The organism is Streptomyces sp. NBC_01428, from assembly GCF_036231965.1.
Taxonomy (GTDB): Bacteria; Actinomycetota; Actinomycetes; order Streptomycetales; family Streptomycetaceae; genus Streptomyces.
Genome location: NZ_CP109499.1, coordinates 1,236,869 through 1,251,855, shown reverse-complemented (window position 1 = coordinate 1,251,855; position 14,987 = coordinate 1,236,869). Strand labels below are relative to the sequence as shown.

The 14,987-nt window shown below is 69.0% G+C and carries 12 protein-coding genes; 5 read left to right on the top strand and 7 right to left on the bottom strand.

Annotated elements, in window-relative coordinates; all coding sequences use genetic code 11:
• Positions 1–7 precede the first annotated feature (7 nt).
• On the bottom strand, positions 8–277 hold the full coding sequence (locus OG406_RS05390; RefSeq protein WP_329184366.1) for a hypothetical protein: 270 nt from the start codon (positions 275–277) through the stop codon (positions 8–10).
• Between the two features lie 202 nt (positions 278–479).
• On the opposite strand from OG406_RS05390, the gene OG406_RS05385 reads away from it, so the two are divergent.
• Positions 480–1,502, top strand: coding sequence for an ATP synthase F0 subunit B (locus tag OG406_RS05385; RefSeq protein WP_329184364.1), 1,023 nt, complete (start codon positions 480–482; stop codon positions 1,500–1,502).
• A 280-nt stretch (positions 1,503–1,782) separates the two neighbouring features.
• Here OG406_RS05385 and OG406_RS05380 read toward each other — a convergent pair whose 3' ends face one another.
• Positions 1,783–2,283 (bottom strand): TspO/MBR family protein, encoded by a 501-nt coding sequence (locus OG406_RS05380; RefSeq protein ID WP_329184362.1) that lies wholly within the window; start codon positions 2,281–2,283, stop codon positions 1,783–1,785.
• A 762-nt stretch (positions 2,284–3,045) separates the two neighbouring features.
• Positions 3,046–4,368, bottom strand: a complete 1,323-nt coding sequence (locus OG406_RS05375; protein ID WP_329184360.1) for a phosphatase PAP2 family protein — start codon at positions 4,366–4,368, stop codon at positions 3,046–3,048.
• Between the two features lie 771 nt (positions 4,369–5,139).
• Here OG406_RS05375 and OG406_RS05370 point away from each other — a divergent pair.
• Positions 5,140–5,430, top strand: a complete 291-nt coding sequence (locus OG406_RS05370) for a WhiB family transcriptional regulator (RefSeq protein ID WP_329184358.1) — start codon at positions 5,140–5,142, stop codon at positions 5,428–5,430.
• A 130-nt stretch (positions 5,431–5,560) separates the two neighbouring features.
• Here the strand turns inward: OG406_RS05370 and OG406_RS05365 are convergent, their stop codons facing one another.
• The 4 genes from OG406_RS05365 to OG406_RS05350 all read right to left on the bottom strand — a co-directional run bounded on the left by OG406_RS05365 (position 5,561) and on the right by OG406_RS05350 (position 10,476).
• The gene (locus tag OG406_RS05365; protein WP_329184356.1) at positions 5,561–7,021 is read right to left on the bottom strand and encodes a GH1 family beta-glucosidase; all 1,461 of its coding nucleotides are present in this window, start codon (positions 7,019–7,021) and stop codon (positions 5,561–5,563) included.
• Positions 7,022–7,107: 86 nt separating this feature from the next.
• Positions 7,108–8,049 (bottom strand): carbohydrate ABC transporter permease, encoded by a 942-nt coding sequence (locus OG406_RS05360; protein WP_267049364.1) that lies wholly within the window; start codon positions 8,047–8,049, stop codon positions 7,108–7,110.
• Positions 8,050–8,062: 13 nt separating this feature from the next.
• Positions 8,063–9,058, bottom strand: coding sequence for a carbohydrate ABC transporter permease (locus tag OG406_RS05355; protein WP_443067051.1), 996 nt, complete (start codon positions 9,056–9,058; stop codon positions 8,063–8,065).
• A gap of 104 nt (positions 9,059–9,162) precedes the next feature.
• Complete coding sequence (locus OG406_RS05350; RefSeq protein WP_329184354.1) at positions 9,163–10,476, bottom strand: ABC transporter substrate-binding protein; 1,314 nt, start codon at positions 10,474–10,476, stop codon at positions 9,163–9,165.
• Between the two features lie 285 nt (positions 10,477–10,761).
• On the opposite strand from OG406_RS05350, the gene OG406_RS05345 reads away from it, so the two are divergent.
• From OG406_RS05345 to OG406_RS05335, 3 genes are all read left to right on the top strand, one after another.
• Positions 10,762–11,778 (top strand): LacI family DNA-binding transcriptional regulator, encoded by a 1,017-nt coding sequence (locus tag OG406_RS05345; RefSeq protein ID WP_081220990.1) that lies wholly within the window; start codon positions 10,762–10,764, stop codon positions 11,776–11,778.
• 352 nt (positions 11,779–12,130) lie between these two features.
• Positions 12,131–13,117 carry a TDT family transporter gene (locus OG406_RS05340; protein ID WP_329184352.1) on the top strand — a complete coding sequence of 329 codons (987 nt, stop codon included), beginning with the start codon at positions 12,131–12,133 and terminating at the stop codon, positions 13,115–13,117.
• A 704-nt stretch (positions 13,118–13,821) separates the two neighbouring features.
• A complete protein-coding gene (locus OG406_RS05335) occupies positions 13,822–14,919 on the top strand; it encodes a sugar ABC transporter substrate-binding protein (RefSeq protein ID WP_267049366.1) in 1,098 nt (365 codons plus the stop codon).
• Positions 14,920–14,987 lie beyond the last annotated feature (68 nt).

Genomic DNA, 14,987 nt, shown 5'->3' with positions numbered 1-14,987 from the left:
GGTGTGGTCAGCGGCGTAGACGCCAGGTGCCGTAGAGACCGGCAACGGCGGCGGTGATGACGGAGAAGCCGGCATCTCCGACGACCCGGTAGACCCCTGCGCACAGCGCGAGGAGGACGAAGAGGACGACGCCGTCGAGGAACGGGTAGCGCGGCGGCCGCTCAGCGGGTGCCGGCTCCGTCTCGGCGACGGGCGGCTCGACGGAGTGGAGCCGTTGGACGGGATAAGGCGGCTGGACGGGATGGGGCGACCGGGGTGTGGGCTCGATGTCGTTCATGGCTCCAGCACACCGCGTCAGGCAGGGTGAATCCCAGCTCCTCGTACGCTCCCGCTGGAACCCGGACAATGCGGGTCACCGGCGTGACGAAGTGATCCGTTGTCGAACGGTCCGGGGTGTTCACCAACGTTCGGCCGATTCCTGAGACGTTCAGCTGCCACCTCCTCTACCGTTGCTTTCCTCTACAGAGGGGAGCCTTCCGGTGGCGGAACGTAGCCTCGGGGAGGTGGAGGACTCCGCGGAGCTGGCCGCGTACCGGGAGGCCTTGCACGACTTCGCCGACGAGCTGAACCGGCTGCACATCCGCTACGGCGCGCCGTCGTACCGGGACATCGTCAAGGCATCGGTACGCCCGAAGTTGACCAACGCCGGCATCAACGAAGCCCTCACCGGCAGACGACTGCCCTCCCAGGAGGCGCTGCTCGAATTCGTCCGCGTCGTCAGCTCACCCGCCGACACCGCACCCGGGGGACCGGGCGCACGGACCCGCTCCGACCTCGCCGCGCACTGGCGCAGCCGCTGGCAGGACGTCAAGCTCCTCCACCGCCAGGCCCAGACGCCGCTGCGCCACCTGCGCGCCACCGTCAAGGACCTCATCGACACGGCCCGCCGGGAGGCCGAGGCAACCCGCACAGCCGCCCACGAGGAGGCGGCCCGCGTCCTCGACGCAGCCCACGCCGAAGCCGAACACCTGCGCCGGCAGGCCGCCTTGGACGTAGAGGAGGAGCGCCGACAGGCGCGGGAGGACTCCGCGTCGGCCGGCCGCGGCGTCGGGCGGGCGGCCGGGAGCGCCGGCGAGCGTGGAGTCGAGGGCCGGTCATCGCGGCAGACGATGCGCCGCGCTCGCAGCCGGTGGTGGAGCTCGGCTGCGGCGGCGAGCGCGCTGGTGCTCTCCGGTGCGGCGGGCTACGCGCTGGCGGGCGGTTTCGGGACTCATCGTGGTGCCTGCGCATCGGCGCCGGGTGGGACCGTCCCTGCCGCCGGTGAGGGCCGTGGCGCAGGACGGCACCCGAGTGTTGCGGTGATGCGGATCGACTTCGGTCCGGCGCCCCAGCTGACCTTCCCCGGCCCGGGCCGGCCGGAGGGTTTCCCGACCACGGCGTCCCCGACGCCGACGCTGTCACCGCCCTCCTCGGCTCCGCCGACATCCACCTCCGGCAGCCCCTCCCGGAGTCCGACGCCACACCCGACCACGACGGGCCGAACCACGTCAGGCTGCGGATAGCGGAGCTGCGCCGCAGCCTGCCGCTGATTTCTGGGACGCAACCGGGGAGCAGTCGGGAGGCTGAACCGGAGCGTGGACACCCTCGCCGGCGGACCCGTGGCAAGGGATCACCCACCGACAGCCTGGGCCTGGGACCACAAGCACGTGAGCGCGCGGAGGCATGGACGCCGCGATCGGGGGAACCTCAGGTCTGGATGTGCTGCGGGGCGGTCGCACTGGGGAGTGTCATGGCCGCCCCGCTGCCTTCCTGGCGGGCCATCTCCTTGTGGAGGGGGTCGGATCACGCAGGGTTGCGTTTGAGGATCGCCGCGTTCAATGCCGTCGCGAATCCGCACCACGCCGCGTAGGGGAGCAGCGCGCGGGCAGCCGACCGGTCGACGTCCGCGGTACGCCGGATGAGAGCGATGTTGCTCAGGTCGATCAGGAGCGTGCCGAGAAGTCCGGCCCTCGTGCTGTGCCGGCGGAAGAAGAGCCAGTTCCACGAGGCGTTGAGCACCAGATTCGTGCCCAGCGATGCCGCCAGGGCTCCTCGCTGCGCGTTCGTGGCACGAGACAGTGCGTGTCCGCCCGCCCAGGCGAGGGAGGCGTACAACGGTGTCCATACCGCGCCGAAAGCCCACGGGGGCGGCTGGAAGGACGGTTTGTCGAGGTGTCGATACCAGGCGCTGTCCGGGTCCACGGCTACCGCTCCGGCCACCGCGGTCGCGGCGACCGCTGTTGCGGCGGCAACGTACGGCCACCGGCTGTCCGCCTGGGTGTGCCCTTCACTCAAGAGCTTCATGTCCAGCCGAGTCCCCTCCCTGGGGTCGTCTCACACCCGCGGCGTTCGGCGACGGCTCCCGTCCGTTCCGTCGGCACGATCCGGCAGCCGGACGGCCTGAAAGCCTTGCATCGTGCCCGGACAACCGCAGCAAGCCTTGGATCGTGCCCGGACAACCGCCGCAGGGGCCGCCTCGTACGGCCTCACCGCGGCGATCGCCCGACCGTGCATGCGGAGCTGTCACGGACTCGCTTCCGGTGAAGCCGAGGGTGCGGGCGGACCGGGAACGGCCGGCGTCACCGCAGTACTCGGCTGGGGGCCACCAGGGCCGGCGTCGACTGCCGGCGCAGAGGCACCGAAGAGAAAGGCCAGCGCAGCCAAGGCCGTAGCCCCGGCGGTGAACGAGGCGCCGATGTCCCCCGTGGGCGGAAGAGTCGTGGAAGTCTTCCGCGTATGCCGGTGGACGGCATACCCCACCACGCACGACGCGAGGAAGATCAGCCCCGCACCCGCGTCAATCGGTACCGTCATAGACGGGTCCTCCAACGATCGGAGGGCCTGCCAGCTGCGACTCGACATCCGCGGGCAGGTCCTCATCTCAGGACCGTCCGCGGATGCGAAGGTCCCAACCCATCCCCGACCAGGCGAGTTGAGGCCAAAAAAAAGCTCCAACTCACCCCTGAGGTTCAGAGCGAGTGGGAGCGCGCGACAGGAACACCATCGCAGCGTCGGACAGTGTTCCGCAATGCCTCCGAGACAGAATTCTCGGAGGCGCAACCGCCGTCAGATCAGTTCGGGTTGCGGCGTGGCCGGCTTCGGGGCGGATGCCGGCCCCGGTTCCCAGGACGTGTCGGTCCGTACGTAGCGGTGGATCACCGAGCCCATGGCGAGGAGCAGCAGGGGGCCGGCCAGCCAGGGGTGGGCGGCCATCTGCACCGGCAGCCAGCGGTAGGACAGCAGGAGGGCCGCGAAGACCGTCGAGCCGTGGGCGACGAGCTGGATCCCGGACCGGTCCCAGTTGCGGTCGTGGGCGCGCAGGGCCCCTTCGATGGTGAGCGTGAACACCACACCGGCGATGAGGTCGACGCCGTAGTGGTAGCCGAAGCCGAGGGTCGCGGCGAGGGTGGCGACCAGCCAGAACGTGCCGGCCCAACGCAGTGCGCGGGGTCCCTTGCGGGAGTGGATGAAGATCGCGGTGGCCCATGCGGTGTGCAGGCTCGGCATGCAGTTACGGGGGGTGATCTCGTCGAACGGCATGGGGTGCGGGGGGTTGAGCGGAGACGGCGTGTTCGGCCAGAGGTCGGCCACGGCCCAGGGCGCGCTGGCCGGCATGTGCGGTGCCCAGAGGCTGATCCCCTCCCAGTGTTCGGCGCCGGTGCCGTAGGCGAAGACGGGGCCGACCACGGGGAAGATCAGGTAGAACGCCGGGCCGATGAGGCCGATGGTGAGGAAGGTGCGCACCAGGTGGTGGCGGGGGAAGCGGCGTTCGGTGGCCACGTGGCGCAGTTGGTACAGCGCGACGACGACCGCGGCCACCGGGAGCTGTCCGTAGACGAAGTCGAGGACGTTGAAGCCGATCGAGCCGGACGCGGTGACGAGCCGGCCGGCGAACCAGGAGGGGTTGCCCAGGGCGTGGTCGGCGGTCGCCACGTACTGGTCGAGCACCATGGGGCGCGTCCTGGAGGTCAGGTACAGCCAGGCGTCACCCGTCTTGCGGCCGGCCATGAGGATCAGGGCGAGTCCCACGCCCTTGAGCAGCAGGATGCGTTCGGGGCCGGTGCGGCGGGTGAGGGCGAGGACCGCGCAGCCCAGGATCACCCACAGGGCGCCGTTGCCGAAGGGGTGCCCCTCGCCCAGTTCGATGCCGGCCGCCCAGCGGACCAACCCGAAGACGACGTCGATGCCTATCGCCGCGCCGAGGGCGAGGAAGCGTTGGCGCCAGGTGAGGACCACCATCATCAGCGCCATGCTGGCGTAGAGCAGCCCGCCGGACTTGGGTGGCCAGAACACCTCGCGGGCCTGGGTGGTGATCGGGCCCGGCATGCCGTAATGGCGTACGGCGAGTTCCAGGGCTATGAGGAACCCGAAGACCGCGACGGCCGTCACGGCCCACAGTCCTGTGCGTGGCTGGCGCCGTATGTGTATCAATGCCCGACCGCTTCACTAGATGCTTTTTTGTGCTGCCCGTCCCACTCACCCGGGCAAGACGGAAAGGACCCCGCACGGGTTCCTGACCGGGGGGACTTCGCGTTCCGCTCCGCGGGGAGCCGGTGCCGGCTCCCCGCCGCCCCGGCGGGCCAGAGCCGCTGAGGGAGGGCGAAGGGTCGTGCGTGCCCGTGTGTTCCGGCAGCCGCGCCCACTGGATGGATCTCCCCGAGTCCCGAGCCAGGTCGCCGCCTGGATCAGATGAGCGAAACACAGTGGTCTGTGCAGGTCAAGAGGCATACGGCGGTGGCCGTCGGGTCCTCGCCACTCGCTTGCCGTGCGCGGGGTGTGGCAGGAGGGCCTGCTGGGGCCGCGGCCCGGGTGATGTCCTACGGCACGCGCAGGAACGTGGTCGCGCTCGGCACGTTGTGCGACAAACCGCCGACTCCGACGAGACTGACATCGACCCGGAGTTGGTGGAGCCGGGCCACCGGCCTGTGTCCGCCAGTGCCGTGGGCCGCAGATCCTGGGAGTCCAGGGCGGGGGGCATCGGGACCAACCTGAGACGAAGAAGCTTGCCTCGCGTATAGAGGATGGGATGTTGAGGAAGACCGCAGTGCACGTCACCCGTCGGGCCGAGGAGATCCGGACCGTGTCCGGGCCGGTGACGTTCCGGGATGGCGACGTGGTGAACGGCAGTCATCCTGGTCAGCCGCGGGGGAGAGGGACGGTATGACGAGGGCGAAGACCGACTGGAGGCAGAACTCTGCCTGCGGTAGTTCCGATGGGGACGCACTGTTTGCCGACAGTCCACGGCAGAAGCGGGCCAAGGTGATCTGTATGGGGTGTCCGGTGCGTACCGAGTGCCTGGCCGAGGCGCTCGACGAACGGATTGAGTTCGGGGTGTGGGGCGGCATGACCGAGCGGGAGCGCAGAGTGCTCCTGAAGCGACAGCCGAACGTCGCGTCCTGGCTCTATGTTCTGGATGCGGCTCGGGCCGGCGCGGTCCCCCGGGCCGGCTGACACCGGGGGAGTCACGCGCCGCGTACTGCCGGCCGGACGGTGCCCGAGACTCTCTGGGAAGAGGGGGCGGCGCGGGCCTTGGAAGCGGGCCGGTGCAGGGGAGCAGGGCCGGCACCGGCGCTCGTTGACGTCACCTGTCGTCGTTCTTGCCCTCCGGGAGGCGGCCCGTGCGCGCCACGTCGGCGTACCAGCGCGCGCTGGCCTTCGGGATGCGCTTGCCGGTCGGGTAGTCGACGTAGACGGCGCCGAAGCGCTTGCTGTAGCCGTAGCCCCATTCGAAGTTGTCGAGCAGGGACCACAGGAAGTAGCCGCGGACGTCGACGCCCGCCGCGATGGCCTGCCGCACGGCCGACAGGTGCCCGTGGAGGTAGGCGATCCGTTCCGGGTCCGTCACCTCGCCTTCCGGGTTGACGTAGTCGTCGAACGCCGCGCCGTTCTCGGTGATCATCAACGGCATGGCGGGGTGGTCCGCCTTGAGCCGCAGCAACAGGTCGTACAGTCCGCTGGGATCCACGGCCCAGCCCATCGCCGTGGTGCTGCCCGCGGGGCGATGGAAGGCGACCTGGTCGGCGCCCGGCCAGGGGCTGTGGTCGCTCACCCCGTGGCCGTCCGAGTGGTGACCGGCCTCACTGGTGGCCGCGGAGACAAGGGTGGGCGTGTAGTAGTTGACGCCCAAGAAGTCGAGCGGCTGGTGGATCGTGGATGTGTCGCCGTTCCGCAGGAAGGACCAGTCGGTCAGGTGCGCCGTGTCGTCGAGGAGGTCCTGTGGGTAGTGGCCTTCCAGGATCGGGCCGGTGAATACGCGGTTGGCCAGTGCGTCGATCCTGCGGGCCGCGTCGATGTCCTCGGCGGACTCGGTGAGGGGGCGCACGTGATGGATGTTGAGCGTGATGGATGCCCGCGCGGAGGACGGCAGTTCGGCGCGCAGTGCCTGAACGGCCTTGCCGTGGCCGAGGTTGAGGTGGTGTGCGGCCCGCAGCGCCGCGACCGGATCGGTACGTCCGGGGGCGTGGACACCGGAGCCGTATCCGAGGAAAGCGCTGCACCAGGGCTCGTTGAGGGTGGTCCAGGTCTTCACCCGGTCCCCCAGGGCACGGGCCGCCAGGGCCGCGTAGTCGGCGAAGTGGTCGCTGGTGACGCGCTCCGGCCAGCCGCCCGCGTCCTCCAGCTCCTGGGGCAGGTCCCAGTGGTAGAGCGTGACGACCGGTTCGATGCCGTTTTCCAGCAGGGCGTCGGTCAGGGCCCGGTAGAAGTCGAGCCCCTTCTGGGCGGCGGGGCCGCGGCCGGTCGGCTGCACTCGGGGCCACGACAGGGAGAAGCGGTAGGCGCTCACGCCGAGATCGGCCATGATCGCGACGTCCTCCCGCCAGCGGTGGTAGTGATCGGTGGCCACGTCACCGGTGTCGCCGTTGCGTACCCTGCCGGGGGTGTGCGAGTAGGTGTCCCAGATGGAGGGAGTGCGGCCCTCGACGGAGGCCGCTCCTTCGATCTGATAGGCGGCGGTCGCCGTGCCCCAGGTGAACCCCTGCGGGAATCGCCCGGTGTCGGTGGTGTCCGGGGTGGGAGCGACGCGTCGGATGGCGGTGGTCACGTGAGTCCTTCCAGTGGTGCTGCGGTGCGGGAGGGCGACTGGGTGGCGGGTCTCGAAGACCCGGGCGCGGCGGGTTGGAGGGCCGGTCAGCCCTTGACGGCGCCCTGCATGATTCCGCCGACGATCTGGCGGCCGAAGACGACGAACATCACGAGCAGGGGCAGCGTGCCGAGCAGCGCGCCTGCCATGATCAGGGACTGGTCGCGGACGTATCCCGCGCTCAGCTGCGTGAGGGCGACGGGCACCGTCGGATTGGTCATGTCGAGGACGATGAACGGCCAGAAGAAGTCGTTCCAGGCGTGCACGAACGTGATCATGAACAGTACGGCCATGGGAGCGCGGGCGATGGGCAGCACGATGCTCCAGAAGATGCGCAGGGAGTGTGCACCGTCCACGCGGCCGGCCTCGACGAGTTCGTCGGGGAGCGCCTCGGTCAGGTACTGCCGCATGAAGAACACCCCGACGGCGCTGACGAGGGTGGGGAAGATGACGGCGGGCAGCTTCTGCCCCCAGCCCAGCTCCGCCATCATCATGAACAGCGGGACGACGCCGAGTTGGGGCGGCACCATCATGGTGCCGATCACGAGCATGAGCAGGATGTTGCGGCCCTTGAAGCGGAGTTTGGCGAACGCGAAACCCGCCAGGGTGGCGAAGAGGACGGTGGACAGGGAGATCACCCCGGCCACGATCAGGCTGTTGAGCATGGCCTTGCCCAATGCGGCGTCCTGCCAGGCCTTGGCGAGGTTGTCCAGCAGGTGGGGGCCGGGCAGGAACGGCGGAGGCGTCTGGGTCACGCGCGTGTTGTCGGTCGACGCCGCGACCATCGTCCAGTACAGCGGGAAGAGGGAGAACAGCGCCGCGATCCCCAGCAGGATGTAGGCGACCGGGCCCGCGTGATGCTGGCGTCCGGCACCCGGGTGCCGGAAGAGTCGCCGGCCCTGTCCTCCTGGTGCTGTGTTCCTGCGGGATTTCGGTGCGGTCCTGGGGGGCGCGTCCGCCGTACGGACCGGGATGCTGTCTGTGGTCATGGGGATCTCCCGGTCACGCCCTGCGCGCGAGGACGCGCCGGACGACTTGTTGGACGACGAACACGGCGATGAGCAGGAGGAACATCGCCCAGGCAACCGTGGCGGCCCGGCCCATCTGGTAGTTCTTCCAGCCCTCCTCGTACAGCAGCAGTCCCAGCGTCTGGTACTGGTTGTCGGCTCCCCCGGTGATGCCGTTCGGGCCCTGGCCGAAGATCAGGGGTTCACCGAAGAGCTGTGTGGCACCGATCGTGGACAGGACGATGGTGAAGACGATGGTGGAGCGGATGCCGGGGACGGTGACCTTGAGGAACTGCTGCCAGCGTGAGGCGCCGTCGATCGCCGCGGCCTCGTAGCGGTCGCGGGGGATCGCCTGCATCGCCGCCAGGTACAGCAGGGCGTTGTAACCGGTCCAGCGCCAGATGACGATCGTGGAGATCGCCGTCTGCGCCGCCCACTTGTTGTTCTCCCAGTCGATGGTGTCGACGCCGACGAGGCTCAGCATCCAGTTGATCATGCCGAAGTCGCGTTCGAAGAGCATGGTGAACACCAGGGCGGCGGCGCCCACGGACGTGGCGTAGGGCGTCAGGGCGGCGACGCGGAAGAACGTGGAGCCGCGCAGCTGGTAGTTGAGGAGGTGGGCGAGTCCCAGGGCCATCATCAGCTGCGGCACGGTCGACAGCACGCCGATGGTGATGGTGTTGATCAGTGCGTTCCAGAAGCGGTCGTCGTCCCACAGGGCCGTGTAGTTGTCGAAGCCGACCCATTCCATGACGTTCAGGGTCGACAGTTCGACGCGGTGCAGGGAGATCCACGAGGTGTAGACGAGCGGGTAGAAGCTGAAGGCGGCGAAGACGACGAAGAACGGGGCGACGAAGGCGTAGGGGGCGCCGCGCACGTCGAGGCGGTGCAGCAGCGTGCGGCGCCGAAGACCGTCCTCGCCGGTGCCGTCCCCGGCCGGCAGGGTGTGGCCGGGGGCTCCGTCAGGGGGTGTCGAGGTGGAGATGGCCACCGGAAGGGGTCCTTCCTGGAGGGTGTGAGAAGCGGACACGGGCCGGCCCGGCGGGCCGTGCGGGGACGCCGGGCGGCGCGGCGGGTGGGCAGCGGTGCCCGAGGTCAGCCGGCGGCCTTCTCGATGCGCTCGTCAGTGGTCTTCCACGCGTCGTTCGGGCTCTTGTTCTGCGCTTCGATCAAAGTCAGGCCCTGCGAGAAGATGTCCTTGATGGTGCCGTCCTTGCGGCCCAGCACCTGCTCGTCGGGGATCTCCTTGGCCGCGGCGCCGAAGATCTGGCCGATGGGTGCGCCGCTGAAGTAGTCCGACTTGGCGTCGACGACGTCCGGCATCTCCAGCGCGGTCTGCGACGAGGGGAAGTTGCCGATCTTCTTGAAGAGGTAGGCCTGCTGTTCGGGGGCGGTGAGCCAGGCCACCAGCTCCTGCGCCTCCTTCTTCACGGGGCTCTTCTCCATGACGCCGAGGAACGATCCGCCCCAGTTGGCGCCCTGCGGTGCCTTCGCGACGTCCCACTTGCCCTTGTTCTTCGGCCCTGCCTTCTCGCTGATGTGCGCGAGCATCCACGCCGGGCAGACGGTGGTGGCGAAGGTGCTGTTGGCGAGGCCAGGGTCCCAACCGGGCTGGAACTGGCGGAGCTTGGCGGTGAGACCTGAGGTGGCCGCCTTGGAAGCCAGCTTCCAGGCGTCCTTCACGACAGGGTTGGAGGCATAGATCAGCTTGCCCTGCTTGTCGTAGAACTGCTGGGAGTGGCCGTAGATCATGGCGTTGAACAGTCCGCTGGAGGTGTCCATGAACGCGACCTTGTCGTCCTTGGACCCCTGCTTGAACTGCTGGCCCGCATCGACGTACTTGGACCAGTCGCCCTCCCACAGCTTGGCGACCTCGTCGCGCTCGGTCGGCAGGCCCGCCTGCTTGAAGAGGTCCTTGCGGTAGCAGACCGCCATCGGACCGATGTCGGTGCCGAGGCCGATGACCTTCTTGTCCTTGGTGGTGACCTGGCTCTGCTTCCACGGCAGGAAGTGGTCCGTGCCGGACACGTCGGCCAGGTCGACGAAGTTGTCCTTCTGGGTGTCGGCCAGTTCCTTGGCTCGGCCTATCTCTATGCCCTGGATGTCCTTGAGCCCGCTGCCCGCGGCCAGGTGGGTCTGCAGCGCTGTGTAGTAGGTCTGTTCGTCACCGGCGACGTCGGCCTTGATGACGACGCCCGGATGTTCCTTCATGTACGTGTCGAGCAGCCCGGTCTCCTTGAAGCCCATGACGCCGAACAGCCCCATGGTGATGGTGACCTTGCCGTCCTTCTTGCCTCCGCCCGTCCCGCCGCTGTCGCTGCTCCCGCAGCCCACGACCAGGCCGAGAGCCGACACGACCGATACGGCGGCCACGGCTCGTGTACGCAACTTCCTTTGGGCCTTGTCCATTTCGTCCTCCTAGCGGCGGCGCTGACGCACCGGAGTTCGGGTCCCACGGTCCGCTCCGCAGGTCCCGATATGTCCTGGTGGGTACGTTCCCAACGCATGGTGGGAACGTACCCACTCAAGGCCCCGAAGCGTGGCGGCCCCCTGAGGCTCCTGTCAAGAAGGTGAATCCAGTTCGTTGCGGAACGATGTCGCGCCCGCGCGCCGGGACCTTCCGGGAGCCTTGGGAGGGTCTGGCACAATGCGCAGGTGAAAGCCGGTGGAACAGCGCGCGAGCGAGGAGATGCCATGGGGGGCAGGCAACGCCCGACCATCAAGACCGTGGCCGCCCGCGCCGGCGTCGGACGCACCACGGTTTCACGAGTCATCAACGGCTCCGAACTCGTCAGCGAGAAGGCGAGGGCCGCCGTACTCGCCGCCATCGCCGAACTGAACTACGTCCCGAACTCGGTCGCCCGGGGACTGGTGACGAGCCGGACCAACTCCGTTGCCCTGGTCATTCCCGAGTCGGAGAGCCGACTGGGCTCCGAGCCCTACTTCTCGGCAGTCATCCGCGGGGTCAGCACCGCGCTGGCCGAGACCCGGACGCAACTGCAACTCGTCCTCGTACGCGATCAGGCCGAACGGGACCAGCTCACCGAGTCGGTGGCCGAGCGACGGGTGGACGGTGTACTCCTCGTCTCGGTGCACGAACACGATCCGCTGCCGGGGCTGCTGGAGGACATGGGTCTGCCCACGGTGCTCGCCGGGCGCCGCTCGCCCGAGGAGTCGCTCAGCCACGTGCACTCCGACAACGCGGGCGGAGCCGCGGCCGCCGTCGAGCACCTGCTCGGCCGGGGACGCCGGACGATCGGCACGATCAGCGGGCCCCTGGACATGGACGTGGCCCGTAGCCGGCTCCAGGGGTGGCGCGAAACCCTCGAGAAGGCGGGCCACGAGGTCCCCGAAGGGCTCGTGGCCTCCTCCGACTTCACCGAGGAGGGCGGCGGGGCCGCCATGCGCTCACTTCTCGAACAAGTCCCCGCGCTCGACGCCGTGTTCGTCGCCTCGGACGTCATGGCTGCGGGTGCGCTCGCGGAGCTGCGCCGACAGGGGCGGCGCGTTCCCGACGACGTCGCGGTGGTCGGGTTCGACGACTCCATCATCGCCAGGCACACCCACCCGCCCCTCACCAGCGTGCGTCAGCCGGTCGAAGAGATCGGCAGCACGATCGCCCGCATTCTGCTGGCGGAGATCGATGACCCCGAGGAACCTCGCCGGCACATCGTCCTTCCCACGGAGCTGGTGGTGCGGGAGTCCTCCTAGCAGGCCCCTCAGGCGGTCGTGCGCGACCACCGCGCGCCCGCTTGTGGCCCTCGATCCGATGGGCCCGGGTATCCGCCGCCGACCGTCCCCTGCGGAGGTCCGTCTCCCGTACGGCGGCCGCTTCCTGCTGACATCGCACCGGGAAGACACCTCGGGCCTTCTTCACGACTTCCTGGTCCGCCCGATGGAATCCGCACCCTCACCGGCCGCGGCAGCTTGAACCTGACCCGCTGCCGGGAAAGGCTGCGGGCCTGATCGCATCAGGTGTCGGGAACTCCGCGTTCGATCCACCGCCAACCGCTTGGAGAGGGCGAGTCCGCGCCCGGGAAACGTGTGAGCCGGCTAGGAGTCGATGATGGTTGCCCCCCGCATTCCGCTCAACTTTTTCGGAATGCCGTTCGGACTGGCGGGACTTGCGGAACTGTGGGTGACCGCCGGCCGGCAGGGCCACGCGCCCGACACCGTCGCAGACGTGCTCCTGGCCATCGCCGCGCTGGTCTGGCTGAGCACCCTGGTCGGCTATCTGAGGTACGTCGCCGGGGGCAGGGGACGGCTGATGGCCGACCTGACGGACACCGTCGCCGGCCCGTTCGTCTCACTCGCGCTGATCACCCCGATGCTCTTGGCGGCCCAAGGCCTTGCACCGCATGCCGAAAGCGCCGGAAGAATCGTCGTCGACGTCTTCATCGTGCTGACCGTGCTGTTGGGAGGCTGGCTCACCGGGCAGTGGATCTACGGTCCCCTCGTGCTGGACCATCTGCACCCGGGGTACTTCCTGCCGACGGTCGCCGGTGGTCTTCTCGCTGCCGCCTCGGCGGCCGAGGTCGGACAACAGCGCCTGGCGCAGGTCATGCTGGGACTGGGGCTGGTCTGCTGGCTGATCCTCGGCTCGATGATCCTGGCCCGCCTGTTGTTCCGCCCTCGACTGGCGACGCCACTCGTGCCGACGCTCGCCATCGAAGTGGCCCCCGCCGCAGTGGCCTCCCTTGCCTACTTCGCCATCGACGGGGACCGGGTCGACGCCTTCGCCGCGGGCCTCGCCGGATACGGCCTGTTGATGGTGCTGGCGCAACTCCGTCTCCTGCCGCTGTTCCGGTCCTTGAAGTTCACACCGAGCACCTGGTCGTTCACGTTCTCGTGGGCAGCGGTGGGCGCCGTGACCCTGCACTGGATCGAATCCGGCCGTCCTGCCGGGCATCTGACCTACACGTACCTCGTGCTGGCGGCGGTCAGTGCACTCGTCGGGGCTGTCGCCGTACGGACGCTGATCGCCCTCGGCCGCCGGCAGCTTCTTCCGAAGCCGCCACCGCAGGCAGCCGGAAGCGCCGCCGACAACTGACGTGTGCGGCGACGACATCCCGCCGGCGTCACCGCCCGCACTGATCCTTGAGGATGATCTGCTGCCGGCCGGGCCGCGTCCCACCTGAGTCCGGTAGCCGGCCGAGTACGACGGACCCTGCCGGATCTACGTACTCGTTCAGGGCGCGGACCGGTCCGGTCCCGCCCGCGCCGCGGCGTATCGGCAGCGTTCCCGTCGGACGGGAGAAGCCGGCTGCCGCCCCGTGCCCGCCGGAATCCGTCCTGCGCTCACCACCGGCCGTAGGGGGAAGCGCCTTTGGGCTTCAGGCCCAGCTCGCCCGGGTGGCCCCGGCCCGCCCAACTCACCCGGTTCACCGGCTGAGCGGAAGAGGCGCGCGCAAGCCGTGGGCGCTTCGGCCGACGAGCAGCGGCTCGGAACGCATCGGCCGGCCCGGAGACCGGCGTCGGCCATCGCACGGCCTCGCGCTCGCCGGGTGGATGAGGCGGGGGAGGCGACGGGGCCACCGCGTTGTGACGGGCGTCACCTAATTGTTATGGCAGATGACAAATAGCACCGTCCACGGTCTGGGCACGGCGTCAGGAGCGCCGTAAGTTCCCGCTCACAACATTCAGTTCGGGCGGATCACCCGACACCCGGCAATTCCCCGAGACCCGTTCTCCGCCTCCTCTCACCACCCTCGAACGTCCGGCCGTCCGGCCGTAACGTCAGAAAGGACCCTGCCCATGCGCAAGGGACTCCTCTTCACCGCCGCTTCGGTGGCACTGGCCAGCTCGCTCGCCGCCTGCAGCGACTCCTCATCAGGCGACTCGGACTCCGGCTCCGGTTCCGGCGCCAAGCCGAAGATCGGTGTGATCCTCCCGGACAGCAAGTCCTCGGCCCGCTGGGAGACCGCGGACCGCAAGTACCTCTCCGAGGCGTTCAAGGCTGCGGGCGTCGACTTCGACATACAGAACGCGCAAGCCGACAAGCAGGAATTCCAGACCATCGCCGACCAGATGATCACCAGCGGTGTGAACGTCCTGGTCATCGTGAACCTCGACAGCGGCACGGGCAAAGCAGTTCTGGACAAGGCCAAGAAGCAGGGCGTCGCCACGATCGACTACGACAGGCTCACCCTTGGCGGGTCCGCCCAGTACTACGTGAGCTTCGACAACACCGAGGTCGGCAAACTGCAGGGCGAGGGCCTCAGCAAGTGCCTGAGCGACATGAAGGCCAAGAAGCCCATCGTCGCCACCCTCAATGGCTCACCGACGGACAACAACGCCACTCTCCTCGCCGCCGGCTACAACGGCGTCCTCGACCCGAAGTACAAGTCGGGCGACTACGTGAAGGGCCCGGACCAGTCCGTCCCGGACTGGGACAGCGCCGAGGCGAGCACCATTTTCGAGCAGATGCTCACCAGCGAGCCCAAGATCGGCGGCGTGCTCGCCGCCAACGACACCCTCGGCAACGCGGCCATCGCCGTCCTGCGCAAGCAGAACCGCAATGGCGAGGTCCCCGTCACCGGCCAGGACGCCACCGTGCAGGCCCTGCAGCACATCCTCGCGGGCGACCAGTGCATGACCGTCTACAAGGCGGTCAAGAAGGAGGCCGACGCCACCGCCAAGCTCGCCGTCTCCCTCGCCAAGGCCGAGAAGGGCGAGACGAACGCGACCGTCGAGGACCCCGAGGGCAAGCGCAAGGTGCCGTCCGTGCTGGAGACGCCCGTGGCCATCTACAAGGACAACGTCAAGGACGTCGTGGACGACGGCTACGTCACCAAGGGACAGCTGTGCAAGGGCAAGTACGCCGCCCTGTGCGCCCAGGCCGGCATCAAGTAGCCCTGAACGGAGGCCTGGGTCCGTCACCCCGGTCCGGCCGGCCCGACCTCTGGTCCCGGGGCTCCCCT

Excerpts from the sequence above, each read along its gene's own strand:
- OG406_RS05350 (WP_329184354.1), bottom strand. The coding sequence starts at position 10,476 with ATGGACAAGGCCCAAAGGAAGTTGCGTACACGAGCCGTGGCCGCCGTA.
- OG406_RS05360 (WP_267049364.1), bottom strand. The coding sequence starts at position 8,049 with ATGACCACAGACAGCATCCCGGTCCGTACGGCGGACGCGCCCCCCAGG.
- OG406_RS05370 (WP_329184358.1), top strand. The coding sequence starts at position 5,140 with ATGACGAGGGCGAAGACCGACTGGAGGCAGAACTCTGCCTGCGGTAGT.
- OG406_RS05335 (WP_267049366.1), top strand. The coding sequence starts at position 13,822 with ATGCGCAAGGGACTCCTCTTCACCGCCGCTTCGGTGGCACTGGCCAGC.
- OG406_RS05345 (WP_081220990.1), top strand. The coding sequence starts at position 10,762 with ATGGGGGGCAGGCAACGCCCGACCATCAAGACCGTGGCCGCCCGCGCC.
- OG406_RS05380 (WP_329184362.1), bottom strand. The coding sequence starts at position 2,283 with ATGAAGCTCTTGAGTGAAGGGCACACCCAGGCGGACAGCCGGTGGCCG.
- OG406_RS05340 (WP_329184352.1), top strand. The coding sequence starts at position 12,131 with ATGATGGTTGCCCCCCGCATTCCGCTCAACTTTTTCGGAATGCCGTTC.
- OG406_RS05390 (WP_329184366.1), bottom strand. The coding sequence starts at position 277 with ATGAACGACATCGAGCCCACACCCCGGTCGCCCCATCCCGTCCAGCCG.